Consider the following 19,200-nt stretch of genomic DNA (forward strand, 5'->3'; position numbering starts at 1 on the left):
TCACCCCTGGTTTCAAGGTTGCGTGATGTCACGATCGCAACCTAAAGTCACGGCTTCGGCCCAGGTCGCCGCTCGGCAACCTTCGAGGGCTGAGGCCGCCGCGCCCGCCGGTGAATTACCGGTCCGGCTCTTCATCGACCGGGCGTCGATGCGCGTGTCGGCGGCGAGCCTCGCCGTGCTGATGACGTTCTCTCCGACGTTGTCCTTCGCCCAAAGCGTTCCCGCCGGCGTGACCAACATCGTGCCCGACGGCCGCACGGCCACCACGGTCACGGCCACCGGCGGTACCAGCACCGTCACCACCAATACGATCAGCGGTCAGAACGCCTTCAACTCGTTTTCCGCCTTCCAGGTCGGCGCCGGCAACACCGCCAATCTGATGCTGCCGAACGGCACCAGCAACCTCATCAACCTCGTCCGCGGCGGCCCGGCCATCGTCGATGGCGTCCTCAATGCCTACAAGAACGGGCAGATCGGCGGAAACGTCTATTTCGCCGATCCCTATGGCTTCGTCGTAGGCCGCAGCGGCGTCGTCAACGTCGGTTCTCTCAACGTCACAACACCGACGCGGGAGTTCATGGATGGGGTGATCGGGCCGAACGGCCAGATCAACCAATCGTCGGTGAACAACCTGATGAGCGGCAACGTGCCGCTGTCGCCAGACGGGTTCATTTCGATCAAAGGCCGTGTTAACGCGCATGACGGCGCGCGCCTGATCGGCGAGAACGTCTATATCGGCGGCAACCACTCGCCGGCCGATGTGGCGCAGCTCGACCACGCCTCCAAATTCGCGGCGACGGTCAACAGCAAGGGTCTCCAGAGCGCATCGGGCATCGTCGTCCGCAACGGCTCGATCCAGATCGTCGCGGGCAATTCCGCGCGCATCAACGGACGGCTCTCGGCGAACGGCCACAAGGGCAGGAACGGCGGCGACATCTCCGTCACCGCAAAGTCGGTCAGCGTCGGCAAGCACGCGAACATTTCATCGAGCGCCAAGGGGACGGTCGCCGGCAACGCCGGCAACGCCGGCAACATCACGCTGCTGGCGCAGGACAAGCTGACGGTGAAGTCCGGCGCGACCTTCGCCGCATCGTCCAGGGCCGGTGACGCCGGCACGATCGAACTGTCGTCGAAGAACACCGTCGAACTCGCCAGCGCGGTCTACGACCTGTCGGCGCCGAACGGGAAGGCCGGCCGGCTCTACGTCGACCCGGTCGACTTGATCATCAACGCCGGATCGAGCCAGTACACCAATGGCGGCGTGATCGATTTCTCGGCGGACCATAGCATCACCATCGCTTCGGACGGCGTGCTCGACAGCCGCGCCTATGATCACAGTGCCGGCGATGTCTCGCTGACCAACCCGCTTACCGGCAATTCGGGCGACATCCGGCTCAGCGCGCCGGTCATTACCGTCAGCGGCAAGATCCTCGCCGGCACCGACAGTACCGGCTTCACCGCCGGCGATGTCACGCTGACGTCGACGCACAGTCAGACCCTCGTGTCAGACAAGGCCGTTTCGACCGCGACGATCGACATCAACGGCACCATCACCGGCAAGGACATCACGCTCAACACCAGCGCGACGGCCGTATCGTCCTACATCAGCGGCCTCGGCATCCTTGCCACGGTCGGTCAGACGTTCCAGTCGGCGCTGAGCGGTCTCAATGGCGGGTATGTCGGGGGCCAAGCGACGTCCACGATCAACATCAACAACGGCGCTCACGTCAGCGGCAGCGGCAAGGTGAGCCTCTCGGCGACGGGCTCGGAAGAGGCATCAGACCCCGCCATCACGCTGGGCTCGGGCATTCTCAACCCGGCGGCCGCCACCGTGGTGGTCGGGCAGATCGAGGCCAATGTCGCGGCCAACATCAATTCGGGCGCCAGCATCACGGCAGGCGGCGGCCTGAGCGTCATCGCCGCGAACGACGCCACGACCGCGGTCTCCGCCATCGGCATCACCCGTAACGGCGTCGCGCTGAACGCGACCGTCGCCTATTCGCAGGTCAACGTTGACACGAATGCGTCCGTGTCCTCCGGCGCCACGGTGACGGTCGGCCAGAACAAAGACGTCTCCGTCATCGCCAGCAACCACAACAACTTCAGCAATTCCTCGACCGCCTTTTCACTGGGTGCCGCGGAGGCGGGCATTGCCTTCGCCTATTCGGATATTTCGACCAGCGCGGCGGCGCATCTCGGCGCCTCGCTGGGGACCTTGGCCAATGCGCGGGTCGGTAACGTCACGGTTCAAGGCCTCTCTTACAACCAGAAGAACACGAACAGCGCGTCCGTGACGGTCGGCAACCCGGCGCTGGTCACCGGTCTGCTCGATGCGGTGCTGGAGGCTGCCAGCGTCACGCAGGCCTCGATCGTCAATGCCATCTTCAACACGGCGCCGGCACAGTCCGGCTCGACGGCGGTCCCGAAATTCGGCAGCGCGATCGCGATCTCCTCATCGAACATCGCGTCGTCGGCGAATATCGCGAATGACGGCGCCGCGAACGGGCCGACTATCTACGCCAACAATCTCGGCGTCTACAGCGACACCAACGTCTTCGCGCAGCGAAACCTCGCGGATTCGTCGATCAACTCCGAGACGACGAATCCGACGTCGTCGAACCCGACCGCGCTGGTGGCGATTTCCGCCGGCGTCGCGGTCGGCACGTTCGCGCAAAGTTCGAACGCCTATATGGGCCCCGGGACTACGATCAACGCGTACAATGTCGGCGTCAGCGCCAGCACCGAAGTCCCGATCTCGAACACCTGGACGCAGTGGGCCGGGTTTGGTGAGGTGCTGTCGCACCTGAACGGCAACCTTGGCGTCGTCAACAACATCCTCTCGAGCTATGCGAATGCGACCGGCAGTTCGGAGAATTTCTCGCTGTCCGGCTCGTTCGATTATTACGCACTCGATACCAAGACCACCGCCTGGGTCGGCAGCGGCTCGTCGATCACGACGGTCCTGAATACGACGCCGAGCTGGACTCTCAATCTCTATAACGGCAACCAGGCGTCGTTCGTGGAGGGCCTGGACATCCACGCGATGTCCGATCTCGCCTCCGTCACCGTCGCCGGCAACATCACGCCGCTTCTTGGCGGCACCGGATCGGATACGGGCGCGGCCGTCGGCGGCTCGCTCACCTTGATGAAGTCGTCGACGTCGACGATCGCCGGCATCGGCGACAACGCCGGGATCAGCGTCGCGGCCAACACCGCCGTCAACGTCACGGCCGACACGCACGACACCGTCTTCACCGTTGCGCCGAGCTCCGGCAAGGCGGCCACGACCGGGCTTTCGGGCATCGCCAGTGCCGTCCAGATCGACAACACGACGCATGCCTCGATCAGTGACAGCGCCGAAGTGACGGGCTCGTCGGTCAATATTTCGGCGACGCAGGAGCTGTCGCTGATGTCGGTATCGGCGGCGGTGACGGTCAGCCGGGGTTCGGCTGTGGGCTTGTCGGTCGCGGCCCTGGTCGCGAACACGGATACGGCGGCGTTCGTCGGGCCGAACCACGCCGACATCACGGGCGTCGCGTCGCAGGACGATCCGACACAAGTGACGCGCTCGGCCGGCTACGTTCATTCGACCGCGCTCAACGTCGCCGCGACGACGTCGGGCCGGCTCTATGCGGTGTCGGCCGCCGCCGCCGTGCAGGATCCGACGCCGAGCACGCCCATGAGCGAACAGCTCAAGGCCATGGGCAATATTCTGACCGACGGCTCGGTCGCCGGCGTCATGGCGGCGGCCGGGGGGCTGGCGGCATCGACATCGCAGTCGGCCGGACCGTCTGGACTGAGCCTGCAGATTTCCGGCAGTTCGTCGGTGACCGACGTGTCGCTCGATACGCGCGCGTATATCTCGGGTGCGCATCTCGACACCAATGGCGTCGAGCAGACGGTGACCGTCATCGCCCTCAACAACACGCTGCTGGCCAACGCCAGCGGCGCCGCCGCGCTGAGCATCGCGAGCCCGACCGGCGGGCAGAGCGCGGCAGTGGCCGGCGCCATCGCCGTCGGCCTCTCGAACAACCGGACGCAGGCCTATATCGAAGGCTCAACGACGGCGAACAGCAACGACATTACGGTGCGCGCGCTCAATGCGGGTGAGGCGACGGTGATCGCGATCGGCCTCGCCGCGGTCGGTGGGGACGGCGGTGCGGCCTCGCTGTCGGCGTCGATCGCGAGCATCAAGGACAGCGTCAACGCCTTCATCAACAACAGTTCGATTTCGGGTTACGCGGCGGCGACGAACAGTCGCGATGTCACCGTCGACGCCTACCAGACGACCGATATCGGCATCGGCGGCGGCTCGCTCTATCTCGGCGGCAGGGGCGGCTTCGGCATCGCGCTGACCTATGCCGAGGTGATCGATCCGGCCAGCGCGGCGGCGGTCAGCGCGGCCATCACCAATACCTCGATCTCCACTGCCGACAATGTCGAGGTCTATGCCGGCGACTCGGCGCGCATTGGCGCCGGCGCGGCGGCCGGCGGCGGCTCGCCTGACGCCAACGGTCTTGCCGGCGCCATCGTCATCAGCCACATCACGCCGACGATTTTAGCGACGATCAATTCCGACAACCGCGGCAACGGTACGCTTCCGGTCATCAACGTCGGCGGCGGCGTGACCGTCACCGCCGACAGCGGCGCGGTGTCGACCTTCAATACCATTCTCGCCAACGTCGTCACGCAGACCAATAACGGCAACGCGGTGACGAGCGACTCCGGCGTGGATTTCACCGCCGCCGACCTCAACGGTGGGGCGGGCCACGGCAACGGTCCGGGCGCCGCGATCATCAGCGTCGCCGGCATTGTCCAGGCGGGCGCCAACAATGCCGGCCTGTCGCTGGTGCAGAACACGATCGCGGCCACGCACAGCGCCACGGTGCGCGGCGTTGACCTGACCGCGTCCGGCGACGTCGCTGTCACGGCGATCGATCGCTCGACACTGCTCGGCGTCACGGTCGGCCTCGGTCTCGCGACCGGCGCCTTCGCCGGCCTCGCCTCGACTACGATCAATTTGATCGACAACACGGTGCTGGCGCAGATCGGCAACGATTCCTCGACCAGCGCGACGAGCAAGGTTCGGGGCGCCAACGTCAATGTCACGGCGACAAACGCGTCCGACATTCGCGGCGCCGCCGGCGCGCTCGGCATCGGCCTGTCGGGCGCCGCGGTCGGCCTGTCGTTCGTCTATGACAGCATTTCCGGCGCGGTCGCCGCCGAGATCGATGGCGCTCTCGTCGCGGCAAGCCAGAGCGTTGCGGTCAACGCGTCCTCGAGCGGCAAGATCCTGACGGTGGCGATGGGTATCGCGCTGTCGCGCACGGTTGGCGTCGCCGGCTCCGTCTCGACCAGCATCATCAAGACCGATGTCATTGCAGACATCCGCAACGTGTCCGACGTCGTCGCCAACAACAACGTGCAGGTTGTTTCGGGCAACGGCAACACGATCGAGGTGATCGCCGGCGCCGCAGGTGTCGGCGTGCAGGCAGCCGGTGCCGGTGTCTCGATCGTCGCCAACGAGATCGGCGGCTCGACCAAGGCCTATATCGACGGCAGCACGGTCGATGCCAAAGGCAACGGCACCGGGCGGAACGTCGACAGCGGCACGCTGGCGAACGGCAATTTCGACCTCTCGCAGGCGCAGGACCCGGCGGCGCTGCCTGACCTCAGCGAGACGCAGATCGCGGTCGACGGGCTCGCGGTGGCCGCCTCGTCGCACCAGGCGATCGTCGCGACTGCGGTCACGCTCGGCCTGTCGTTCCAGCCCTTCGTCGGCGATGCGGTAGCGCTGACGGCCGTCAGCAATGTCGCGGGCGGCTCGACCTTTGCTTACATTAATGGCGGTTCGATCGATACGCGGCTCGCGGCGTCAGGCGGTACCGACATTTATGTCGGCGCCGGCAGCCAGACCTATTCGAATACTCTCATCGTCTCCGGAGCGATCGGTGGCGGCTTCGCCGGCGCGGGGGCAGGGTCCGGCACCAATCTCACACGAACAACCAAGGCCTACGTCACGAATGCGGCGGTCGGCGGCACCAACAAGCCCAATAATGTGACGGTTCGCGCCAGTTCGACGCAGGTGTCGTCAAATATCGTGATCGGTCTCGCCATCGGGTTCGGCGGCGGCGCGGCGAGCGTGCTGGTCAACAAGTTCTCGGCCGACACCGAGGCCTATGTCGACGGAGGCTCGGTCACCGCGAGCGGTCTCGCGGTCAATGCCAGCAGCGTCAACGGCTTCTTCGCGGCGGCGGGTGCCGGTTCGGCAGGCATCATCGGTATCGCCGGCGCGTTTGTCGTCGGCCTCAGCAGCGACACCACGAAGGCCTATATCGGCGACAGCAGCCAGGACACGACGATCAACGTCAGCTCGGCGCTGGCGGTCTCGGCGATCTCGGACAACACGTTCAACAGCTATTCCATCGGCGGCTCGTTCGCCGGTCTTGGCGCCGTCGCCGGCATGGCCGATGCGACGGTCGTCAACAATACGACCGAGGCGCGCATCGAGCGGGCAACGGGGACGCAACAGAGCAGCTCGGTCACGGTCAACGCCCAGGAGACCGTGACGATCAGTCCGACCACCGGCGCGGGCGCGTTGGCGACGGGCGGTGCGGGCATCGGCGCCGGCGTCAACATCGTCATGCTCAAAAGCACTGTTGCCGCGACCGTGCTCAACAGCACGCTCAACACTAGCGGCGCATTCAACGTCTCGGCCGGCAGCGCCAAGAACATCAACATGATGACTGCGACAGTCGGCGCCGGCCTGACCGTGGGCATCGGCGCGGCGACTGCGGTGCTGCTGGTCGGCACGACCGCACCGGGCGACGCGGCCAACGCCATCGCCGACACGGTCGCATCGGCCGATAATTCGAGCTCCTCGACCTCGTCGTCCGGCAACGGCATTCGTTCGGGCAATCATGTGCCGGGCAACGATCAGACGCCGGCGGCTGCCGCGCCGGCGGTCAGCGTCGCCAGCCAGCTCGGTAGTGCGCATGATGCTGTGACGGCCGAGATCACCGGCGGCTCGACCACGGCCGGCTCGGTGAGCGTCACCGCACAGAGCCAGGTGCGCACATACAACCTCGCGCAGGGCTACGGCGTCGGGGCGCTCGCCGCTGGCGTCGGCGCTGCGGTGGCCTACACGCGCCTCAACGAAAACGTCGCTGCGTCGCTGACCGGCAATATCACCACCGGCTCTGTCAACGTGCAGGCGACGATGGGGGACAACCCGGCCAACTTGCCGAACCCGCCGGTCGGCTCGCCGGCGCCGCACGCGATCGACGTTCAGGCTTACGCGGGCGCAGGCGGGCTGTTCTTCGGCGCCGGCGCCGCCGTCGCCGACGGGGCGGAGACGAGCACGGTTGCCGCCAATATTGGCGGCACGATCACCGGTGCGAATTCGGGCACGGTCACCGTCAATGCGGATGACGGTTCAAGCCTCAATGCGCTCGCCGTCGGTGCGGCCGTCGCGGGCGGTGACGCGCTCGGCATCGCCTCGGGTGTCGTCAAGAAGACGAGCGCGGTAACGGCGCAGGTGGCGTCGACAAGCAGTTCGTCGACCGCGGTCGCGAACTACAACGCGCTCGATGTCACGGCGAGCGAAGACGGCACGATCGCCGCCAAGAGCATTGCGGGCGCGGGTGGTCTTGGCAGCGCCGGCACGGGTGCGGGCGCCAATGCGACCGACGATGGCGCGATCACGGCGCGGGTTGGCGACGATGCCACCCTCACGATCGGAACCGGCGATATCCTGATCGCGGCGGACGCCACGCCGCATGTGCTGGCCGAGGCCGTCGGTGTGGCGCTTGCCGCCGGCCTCGGGCTCGGCGCCTCGGTCGCGCTGGCGAACGCGGCGGTGGAAACGACGGCGTCGATCGGCGACTCGGTCACGATCCACAACGCGACGTCGGGCGCTCCGGACATCACGGTGCGCGCCCGCGACCTCGATCCGGGCAGTGCCGCCTATTCGGCGAAGGCCACCGCGATCGCCGGCACCGGCGGCTATATCCTTGGCCTCAACGCGACCGACGCCGAGGCTTCGAACAGCAGTGCGTCCTCGGCGACGGTCGGGGCCTCGTTCTCGCTCGGCAATGTTTCGGGTCAGACCACGACCCCGGTGGGCGCCGTCACGATCGCCGCGACCGACACCACCGATCAGTACGCGACGACGACCGGCGTCGCGGCCGGCGCCTATGCCGCCGGCTTTAACTTCTCGTCGGCGACATCGAGCGCCAACACCACGGCGACGCTCGGCAATCTCGGCTCGATCAACGCCGCGTTGCTGAACGTCAACGCGACCGGCACCGATACCAACTACGCCGACGCGACGTCAGGCACCGGCGGCGTCATTGCCGGGAATGCGGCATCGTCGCGGACTTCGGCCACCAGCACGGTGACGGCGAGCATCGGCGGCAGCGACGCAACGCACTTCTATAATCTGGCGAACGGCCTCACGGTCGCCGCGACGCACACGGCGAACTTCAACGGCTTCACCAACAGCGTGAATGCCTCGATCGCGGGCGGCAGCGGTGCGTTCCTGCAACACAGCGTCGACAGCACCGTCAATGCCACGATCGCCGACAGCGCCAAGATCCGCGCCTCCTCGTTCGCGCTGACCGGAAACAACAACATCTATCACACCTTCAGCAATCCGAGCGATCCGGACGGTTCGTCGTGGAACCTGACGTCAGGCTCCGGCGGCGTGCTGAACCTGCCGGCCGCGCACATCCAGATCGACGTTACCGCGAACACCAACGTCAACATCGGCAACAACGAAGATATTCATATCCTCGCCCCCGCGAGCGGGGTTTCCACCTTCAAGATCGAAGCCAACAACGTCATCACCGTTCAGGACAAGGCCAAGCTCGACTCGGGCGGCTACATCGCGCTGGCGGACGTGCGCGCCGACCTGAACGTGACCGACAACGCCTCGATCAAGATCGGCCGTTCCGACAACACCCAGAGCAACATCATCGTCGATATCGGCGACATCCAGGTCGGCGCCTGGACGACGGCGACGCTCGACATGCGCGTCGCCGCGACGACCTACGGCTATGCCGGTGCGCCGACTGGCGACAGCAACATCACCTTCAATGGCCGCATGGAGACGGACGTTCGTCCCAACACCCGCCTCGAATCGACGATGGGCGCGCTGACGCTCGCCGCCGGCGACAGCCCTGACGGCACGCTAGTTTCGACGATTGGCGCCAACGCGACGGTCGATCTCTACAACAAGACCGCCATCGCGATCCCCTCGACGCCGGACCCGACCGTGCGCGTGACGAGCGACGCGGTCATCGACATCGACAATTCCGGCACGTTCACCAATGCCGGCGTGCGTTCGGCCGGCGACATGCAGATCTATGCTGACCGTGGCACGATCACGATGAACGCCGTCGGGACCGGCAAGGATATCTACCGCGAGACGCTGGCCCAGGCGGCGAGCGCGATCAGCAACCTGTTCGGCGGCGGCGACGTCACGTTCGATTATCATGGCGGCTCGACCGGGCAGGGCGGCACGGCGACCGCGCAGATCGACGGCGTCGCGACGACCGGAATCCAGCGCTCGCGCTTCCTCACGATCAGTTTCGCGAACACGCTGGGCGATCTTCTGTTCGATGCGAGCCCAGGCGTCAGCTATACGGTCGACAACAGCCGCTCGGTGTCGACGACGATCCTGATCCGGCTCGCACAGCTGCAAAACCTGCTGCAAGTCTATGGCGGCGATCCCGTTGCGGCCGGCGCCTATGCCAGCGAGATCCTGTTCCTGCAGCGCAAACTGGTCGCCATGGGACTCGCCACCGGCGACCCGGCGGCCGGCACCTACAACATCGGCGCCTGGGCGCAGAACATCCAGACCGCGTATGCCGCGGTTCAGCGCGATGCCGTTCAGCTCTCGTCGGCGATCTCCGGCGTGACGGCCAAGCTGTCCGACGCGGCGACCTATTCCGGCAACGCCTATACGGCGGCGTCGAACGTCAAGACGAATGCGACTTCGGTCGTCAGCTACTGGGGTGACAGCAATTCGTTCGACACGAACGACTGGCTGGCGGTCAACATCGTCACCAACATGACGAGCCTGAGCAAATGGTCGACCGCCGTCGCGTCGGCGACTTACACGGCCTACATCAACGCGCTTTCGACGGCCCGCAGCTACGCCTCGACCTCAGGTGCCGATGCGGCTGCGCTCGATAGCCTCAACAGTCAGCTGAATGTCCTGAAGGGCACGATCATCGCCCAGCAGCAGATCGTCACCGCCCAGAATGCCATTGTGGCGTCCGCAAGTTCCTCGCAGACGAGCATCGATGCCGCCTACGCGACGATGAACACGGCGATGGCCACGCTCAACACCGCCGTCGCCAACGCCTATAGCAAAATGGGCGAGATCCAGACGAAGACGACCCAGTTGCAGACCGATCTGGGCAACCTCCAGAGCGCGACCACCAGCGTGAAATCGCAGTTGCTGGCGCTGCAATCGCTCGCCACCGATACGTCGAGCGGCAATGGCAATCACAGTGCGGCAGACGCGGCGATCAACAGCGGTGCGGTCGCGCCCAAGCTGGCGAAATACGACCAGAACATCTCGGACGCGAGCGGCTATCAGGGCTCGGTCAATGCCAACCAGACCAGCACGAACACCGCGGTCACGGCGTTCGGTGATCCCACCGGGATTCAGCAAACGGTCTGGGGTGTCGTCCTCGGCATTCCGGCCAGCACGGCGGCCGCGCAGATCCGCTACTACTCGATCAATTTCGGTAATTATTACAACGGGTTCACGGACAATTCCACGCTATACACGGTCGGCGGTTACGCCGCGGATGCGCATGCCTTGGCGAATGCGTCGAGCGGGCTCTCCGGCCGCGCCGTCTCAGTCGGCGACATCACTGCGACGCTCGGCGATCTCAGCGTCCGGGCCGACAAGCTCACCGGCACCGGCAAGCTGCAGGCGCCGGGCGATGCACAGATCGCGCTGACCAACAACACGGACGCCAGCCTGCTGGTCAACAACCTGACCATCAACAGCGACAGCGGCGGTCACCTCCGGCTCAACGGCGTACTGGTCAACAGCAATGCCGACATCAATGCGATCAATCGCGGCGGCGCGGTCGCCAATTTCAACAGCATCACGACCGCGCGGACGCAGGCGGCGCTCGGCATCTTCCCCGCCGTCACGATCGTCAGCAACTACGATCCGACGACCGCGATCGCCTCGCTGCGCAATCCGGCGCCCGACATCGTTCTCAACTCCGGCACCACGATCAGCAATCCGCTCGGCTCGGTGCTGATCCAAAGCCAGGCGGGCAACATCTATTCGAACGGCCAGATCAATGCGAACACCGTCACCATCCAGGTCAAGAACGGCGATTTCGTCCAGAGCTACGTGTTTGGCTACGACCACGTCGCCGGCGATCCGGCGGGGACGGGGCTCAATGGCGGCGATCCGACCGACACGTCCGCGCTCGGTGGCGGCATCGTCGCCAACGGCGCCGTGTTCATCAGCGCGCGCTACCTGAACATCAACGGCCTGATCCAGAGCGGCATCGACAACTGGACCCTGAACCTGCCCTCGACGCCGACCTTGACGGCAAGCGCCGCGTTGTTCGGCATCGACCTGTCGTCGGCGATCGGGACATACCAGTCGAACGGCGGCCAGGCGGTGACCTTCGCGGTGAACGTCGGCGGCCACTCCTACAACGTGACCTATACGGGCACGCCGGGGCAGATTCAGTTCGGCACCGATTTCGCGCTTGCCGACTACGCGACCGGCGCGAACCACGTGGCAAGCGGGCTGTATCAGCTCGTGACGCCGTCCGGCAGCAACATGACGTCGTATTTCGACGCCGCGAACGGGCGCTACCATGTCGACGCGACGGCGGTCCTGGGCGGCTACATCCAGCTCTACGGCCAGATCATGAATACGTCGAAGCCAAACGCGGACGGCTCGGCGGTCGGCCGTATCCGCGTGCTCGACGGCTTCGGCCAGATCAACCTGACCAACAATTCGAGCTACGACGTCTACCTCACGACGCTGAACACGGGCCTCGACAATAGCGGCACCGGCCGCGGCGTGGCCGGCCTCATCGACATCACCAATATTCTGAGCGTGAACGATACGTCGGGCGTCGTCGCGGCGATGCACACCGTCTACACGCGCGCGAACGGCCAGATCCAGGTCGCCAACACGAACGGTACGCTGAACTCGCTTGGCCAGGTCGTCGGCACGACGACGACTTCGACGGCGAGCGGCGACGGCCGCAACACGGTCTACGATCTCGGCACGATCTCGCCCGGCCAGCGCTACGTCTACACGACCGGCACCGACCAATCGACGGTGACGTACTACACCTATCACGGCACGCAGCTGTTCGGTTCGAGCACGCTGACCGTCGATTCCAATACGCAGTTCGACAGTGTCGACGGGCCGCATACGCTCAGCGTGTACCGGATCGCCAACGGCACCTATACGCTCGTCGACACGTCGGTGGATTCGGTCGCGAACAACCACAACCAAGCGACCCGCACCAACAGTACGGTCTGGGTCACCACAGCGGAGTGGACGGACTGCAACTGGTGGACACTTTGCACCGCGCAGGACCACTACAAGGATTTGACTAAGACCGATTACAACACGGTGATCGATACATACTCGCTGAAGGCGAACTACCCGATCGCCATCCAGTTCGGCGGCGTTGACAGCGGCATCATCAATGTCACGTCGAACAGCGGCGCGGTTCTGCTCGGCGGCGCGATCGGCAACAAGAACGGCAACACATCCATTACCGGCAAAACTATCGTCCAGTCGACCGATGGCGCGCTGATCTCCTCGAAGAATCTTGCGCTCAACGCCGTGGGCGTGGCGGCGAGCGTTGGCGCGCTCGGCAACGGCACGACGGCGGCGCGGCCGATCGAGGTCGACATTACCAACGGCGGCGCGCTCAGCGGCGGCGTCAACCAGGGCAACTTCGTCGTCGATGTCGCGCGCGACACGAACATTGGTAGCATCGTCGCGAATGGCGACCCATCCGCCGGCTACGGCCGGGTGTCGCTGACCGCCGGCGGCAATATCACGGCGGCCAATGGCAGCAGCTATATCCAGGCGGCCCGCATCGAGCTGACAGCCACCAACGGCGCGATCGGCTCGGCGGCGACGCCGCTCGTCGTCCGTGTCGGCGATATCGACACGACCAGCAATTTCGTCGGCTATTACGGCCTCAAGGCGCTGGCGGCGAACGACATCAACGTCACCGCAGCCGCCTGGACCGGCACCTACGGCAATCCGAACGGCGACCTGTTGCTCGACACGGTTGTCTCGCTCGGCGGCAACGTGACGCTCACCGCCCCCGGCCGCATCATCGACAACAACCCGATCCAGTCGACCGATACCCGGACCTATAACCAGCTCTTGTCCTACTGGACGTCGCTCGGCCTCGTCGGCGGCACGCAGGCGAACGCGGACAAACAGGCGGCGCAGGTCGCGACCTTCGAGGCGTCGCGCAACGCCGACTACAAGAGCTATTGGCAGATCCGCGCGACGCAGGCGAACGGCGGCACGAGTTACGATCCGAATTTCCAGTACGTCGCCTCCGCCTCGGAGCGAACGCTGCTGACCCAGCAGTTCACCGCCCAGGGCGTTCCGTCCGGTCAGATCGCCGGCAAAATCGCCGACTATGAAGCCAGCCGCACCACGCAATACCGCGCGCTGAACGCCGAGGTCGGCGGTTACACCGCGTTATTCGATGGGAACTTCAACTACGCGACGGCGACGTCGATCGCCGCGCAACGCGGAACCGACGAGGCGACGCTGGTGAACGGGATCTCCTGGACGACCCGTGAGCTGGCGTTCTCGCTGTCACCCGGCGCGTTGAAGACGATCACCGGCACGAACCCGATCATCAAGGCGCCGAACGTGTCCGGCAACCTGGTGACGCTGAATGCGGGGCAGGGCCTTGGCCAGGCGATCGCGACGGTCAGCCTCGACACGACCACGATCCCCGCCGATCTCGCCAACCTGACGACCGCGCAGAAGAACGCGCTGGTGGCAATCGCGGCGGCCGAGCGCTCCGATTTCATCAACTTCGGCAGCTCCGCGACGGTCATCACGGTGGCGCCGAAGCAGCCGCTGAACTTCTCGGCGGCGACCGCGCTCAACGTCGACGTGACCGGCAATGCCTATCTCGCGTCGATGGGTGACGCGCTGCTCGCCAACGTGTCGGTCAGCGGCGAGGCCCGCTTCAAGGTCCGCGGCTCGATCGTCAACGCGACGCCAAGCAGCGCGGCGATCGATACCGACAGCCTTATTCTCGAAGCGTCAGGCGGTGGCATCGGGCTGATCGCCAATAGCAGCGGCTCCTACGATGACCAGCCGCTGCGCGTCGCGGTCCACACCGGCAAGTCATTGGTGGCCCGCGCCCAAGCCGGCATCGACATCACCTCGACGGCAACGCTCAACATCGACACGGTGTTCTCGCCGAACGACATCAAGCTGACGTCGACCGCGGGCTCGCTGCTGAATGCGAATGGCGACCTGCTCATCAATATCCTGGGCAAGAACGTCGTGCTGAACGCCGCGGCCGGCACCATCGGCGCCACCGGCGGTCTTAACGCGATCAACGTCGGCGACAGCGCCGGCGGCGGCGTCACGACCAATGCGCTCGGTCTCGTCAATCTTTACGGTCCGTCGGGCTATCAGCTCGTCATCAAGTCGGTGGCCAGCGCCGCCGACGTGCTGGTGACGGCCGCGCTCGATGTCACTGTTGACGGGACGGTGTCGTCGGCCGGTCATGTCGAATTCGATGTCGCCGGCCTCGTGTCGCTGACCGCGAACAGCCGGGTCGACTCGACCGCGAATGCGGTCGACGTCAACACGTCCTTCGGCTCGCTGCCGGCGAACAGCCGCCTGAGCATGGCGGCCGGCTCGCGGATCTCCGGCGCGACCGGCGCGACGCTGGTGACCGGCGGGGCCGCCACGCTTGCGACCCTGCTGGCGGCGAACGGCAACATCGCCGTCACCGCAGGCGGCGCCATCGACCTGCTGGGCAACGAGCAAGTGGCCGCGTCCGCTGGCGCGGCGAGTCTGAACGGCGCGTCATTGACCATGGCGGCAGGGTCGCAGGTGGCGGCGTTGCTGGATATCGCCGTCGTGACCACCGGCGATGCGGCCGCGACGACGCTGGCGTCGACCAGAGGCCACGTCTCTGTGACTGCTGGCGGCAACGCCGCAGTCGCAACTGCCTCGGTCTCCGAGGCCGTACTCGGCGACATCGTCTACCTGGCTACCGGCAACCTGACCGTCGGCACTGCCGCGGCGGCCGGCAAGATCCGGGCAAACGCCGGCGGCGCCTTCACCGAGAACGCCGGTGGCCAGCTCACGTCCCGGACCGATCTCATCGCGGTCACGGCGGACTCGATCGCGATGGGGGCAGGAGCAGGCATGACGGCTGCCCAGACCATCGCGCTGCAAGGTACGCGCGATGTGACGCTGGGAGCGCTGACCAGCACGGCCAATCCGGCCCCCAATGCGTCGGCGGTCATCACCGTCACCGCGGGTAACCCAACCCTGGGCGGCGCAATCATCAGCAATGGCGACGGTCAGACCAACATCACGACGTCGCGGCCGAACGCGTCGATCCTCCTGACGGCCGGCGGCGGCATCGGCGTCAACTCCGTGCTCAACCGACCGGCGCAGGCGTCCGCGCCGGTCGCGATCAAAACCAACGTGCCGTTGCTCGCGGCCGCGACGACGCTCGGCGACATCAACATCGCGAATACCGGCGACCTGCGGGTGATTTCGTCGTCGTCGCCCGTCGGCAAGACCAACATCACGACAACCGGCGCGTTCTCGGTCTCGAGCGTCACCGGCGTTGACGTCGTCCTCACCGCGCCCGGCGACATCAATATCGGCACGATCAACGCAACGACCAGCGTCACGATCAACGCCAATTCGGCGACCGGCAGTATCGCGCAGCAGCCCGGCGCCGGCCCGCTGGTGCTCAACATCACCGGCGCGAACGGCGGCACGGCGCAGACCATGAACCTGACCATCGATGCGCCCGGCGGCACCGATGTCGGACAGTTCTCGGTCACAGACGCCAACGTGACGAGCAACAGCAACCACTTCTCGATCGCCAGCGGCAACGTTCCCGGCAAGCTCGTTCTGACCATGCCCGGCCAGGTGATCGTGCTCGATAATCGCAGCCCTGTGCCGACCGTTGGACCGTCGGTACAGATGTATGGGCCGGGCTCGCTGTTCAACTTCTCCCAGAACGGCTTCACCACGATTACAAGCAATTACGTGGTGTCCTATGGCGTTCTGTCCGCGATCACCGCGCTCGGCGCCTATCAGGGCATGTCATTCGTTCGCGACGTGCCGCGCGACCTGAAGTCGGGCGATGGATTCGACGTGCACGGCGGTTCGGGCAAGAGCGGCGCGGCACTGTTCTACATCCTAGGCGTCTCACCGACCTTCATGCTGGATATTCTTCAAGCTCCCAAGCCGGTCGAAGCACCGGCAGACGGTAAGGCGATCAATCTTAGTGGCCTGCAGTGAGGTGCTGTGACCCTTGAACCACCGGCCATGACGTATTGGGGCAACGCCGGTCGGGCGCCGCAGCGGTCGCGCGCGCCCGCTTGGCTGTTGGTTATCATGGTTTTGGTCCCCTTCGTTGGCGCTTCGGCGGCGATGGCGCAGGTGCCACCCGCCACGACCGTGCCGGGCGGCGTCGAGCAAGAGCAACAGCGCCAGCAGCGCCGGCTCGAGCAACAGACCCAGACGCCAAAACAGCAGGGCCCGGCCGTCATCGGACCGGGTCGTGGGCCGACCGAATTGCTCAAGCCGGGCGGACCGAAATTCCGGCTACGGGGCGTCCGTTTCGACGGCACATCGAAGTTCCTCAGCAGGGAGGAGTTGGACGCGGTGGTCGCGCCCTATGTCGGGCACGACGTTGATTTTTCGGACCTGCAGAAAGTCGTCGCTGCGATCAGCGCGCTTTACTCAGAAAAAGGCGTGGTGACCGGCATTGCCACCTTGCCGCCGCAGAGCGTCGCCGGCGGCGTGGTGCACATCAAGTTGACGGAAGGCCGTCTCGGCAAGTTCTCGATGACGGGACGCCAGCACACCGGCGAAGGGTACATCACCGACCGTGTCGAGCCACCCAAGCCGGGGGAGGTGCTCGACGTCCCGAAACTCTCGCGCGACGTAACCTGGTTCAACCGCACCAACGACGTGCAACTGCGCGCGTTACTCCAGCCCGGCACGACATTCGGCCTGACGGACGTTCAGCTTGCCGTCACCGAAGCCCCCGCCGACATCCTGCAGGTGTTCTACGACAACCAGGGTGTCCAGAGCACCGGACGTTATGAAGGAGGCGTCTATTATCGTCACAGCGGTGCGCTCGGCTTCGACGACCGGTTCACGTTCTACGGCACGAGGGCCGACGGCAATCTGAACGGGAACGTTTCATACAACATTCCGATCAACACCTGGGGCGGACGGCTCGGCGCGAGCTACACGCAGGGTCGGATCAAGATCATCCAGGGAAGCTTTCAGGCGCTCGACATCACCGGGCAGTCGCGGGCCGCCGGCGTGAATTTCAGCCAGCCGCTTTTCGTGACGGATGCGTGGTTGTTGCAGGCGAACCTTGCCGATACCTACAGCATCTCGCAGTCGGACCTGTCGCAGGTCCGCATCACCGACGACAGGTCGAACAAGCAGACTATCGGCGTCTCCGTCACCAATTCCGGAGCGGACTATTCGCTCACTTTGTCGCCGGCGGTAAATTTCGTTCAATATCACAGCGAGGTCATCGACATCGACCGTCCGCTGACGATCTACAGCGGCACCTGGAATGCGTTGTGGCGTTTCCCCGCGAACTTCAGCGTTGCGGCGCTCGGCAGCGCCCAATACACCACCGCCACGCTGTTGCCCGGCGATCAGCTATTCCAGATAGGCGGTCCGACGACCGTGCGCGGTTTCCCGACCAACACCGCCGCGGGCGACAGCGGCTTCTATGCCAATTTCGAGTTACATAACAATCTGTCGAACCTGATCGCCGGTCTCGATTTCTACGGCTTCATCGATCAGGGCGAGGTGACTTCGACCTTTCCGGCTCGCACCGTGCTGAGGTCGGGCGGTGCTGGCCTGTCGTTTACGCCGTGGTCGCCGCTGACCATCGAGGCAAGCGCGGGCATGCCCTGGCAGCAAGTCGTTCCCGACCAGCCGAAATATCAGGCCTATTTCCGCGTGATTTTCCGACCACTCCTGCTGGCGGATAAATGAGAAAAACTCAAAGTGAGGAGGCATCGACGATGACGAACATGAGAGCAATAGGGTACCTGGCCGCGGCATCTTTGGCGGCGATCGTGGTAACAAGCGGGGACCTGCTGGCACAGTCGAGCAAGGATGCCGGGAAGGCCACGCCGACGATCGCGGGAGTTCCTGCGATGGGCACGACGGCCGCAAACATCTCCGGCTTCCGCTCCGCGAGGTTCGGTATGTCGGAAAAGGAGGTGCGCGCGGCCATCTCGAAGGACTTCAATGTCAAGGCCGCGGCCATACGGTCCGAGAATAATCCGAGCGAGCACACACAGGTCCTCCAGGTGAAGGTGCCGGACGTTTTGCCGGGCGGCGGTACCGCGGAAGTGTCGTACGTCTTCGGATTCAAATCGAAGACGCTCATTCAGGTCGGCGTTTCATGGTCGAAGCAAACCGACGAGAAGATGACGCCGGAGCAATTGTTCTCGAACGCCAGCGTGCTGCGCGCGCATTTCATGACGGCCGGATACAAGCCGGATACGGTCGCCAACAACATGCCGATCAACGGCGGCTTGCTCATGTTCCGGGGCGGCGACGAGAAGGATCACACGACGATGCTCATCCTTCAGGGCACGGTGGCGCAAGGTGAGAACAACCAGCGCATCCTCACGCCGACCGGCCTCATGCTGTTCTACGTCGTGGATGCCAAGACGCCGGACATCTATCGACTGTCGCCTGGATCGTTCTGACGCCTGGCGCCGTCCGGCGTATCGTAAAGCGGCGTGGACGCAACGATACTTCATGTTGCGTCACGCCCTGCGGCGATGTCGCGGCTTTCGATGGCTGGCCCGCCATGAAATAATCCCGGCGATCTATTTCACGACAGGACGGCGCACTGGCTTGGTTCCGGAAAATTCGAGCGCCGCCCCCTGCGCGTGCTGAGGCTG

3 protein-coding genes are annotated in these 19,200 nt (G+C 65.2%); all 3 read left to right on the top strand.

The genetic code is table 11. The annotated features are described in order from the left end of the window. Window positions 1-148 precede the first annotated feature (148 nt). The 3 genes from VGV41_RS07355 (at window position 149) to VGV41_RS07365 (ending at window position 19,002) form a co-directional block, all read left to right on the top strand. A complete protein-coding gene (locus VGV41_RS07355) occupies window positions 149-16,549 on the top strand; it encodes a leukotoxin LktA family filamentous adhesin (RefSeq protein ID WP_326863124.1) in 16,401 nt (5,466 codons plus the stop codon). 27 nt (window positions 16,550-16,576) lie between these two features. After that, window positions 16,577-18,277, top strand: a complete 1,701-nt coding sequence (locus VGV41_RS07360) for a ShlB/FhaC/HecB family hemolysin secretion/activation protein (protein ID WP_326863125.1) — start codon at window positions 16,577-16,579, stop codon at window positions 18,275-18,277. Between the two features lie 164 nt (window positions 18,278-18,441). Then, window positions 18,442-19,002, top strand: coding sequence for a hypothetical protein (locus tag VGV41_RS07365; RefSeq protein ID WP_326863126.1), 561 nt, complete (start codon window positions 18,442-18,444; stop codon window positions 19,000-19,002). Window positions 19,003-19,200 lie beyond the last annotated feature (198 nt).

This window comes from Pseudolabrys sp. (assembly GCF_035943735.1).
In the GTDB taxonomy this organism is placed as follows: Bacteria; Pseudomonadota; Alphaproteobacteria; order Rhizobiales; family Xanthobacteraceae; genus Pseudolabrys.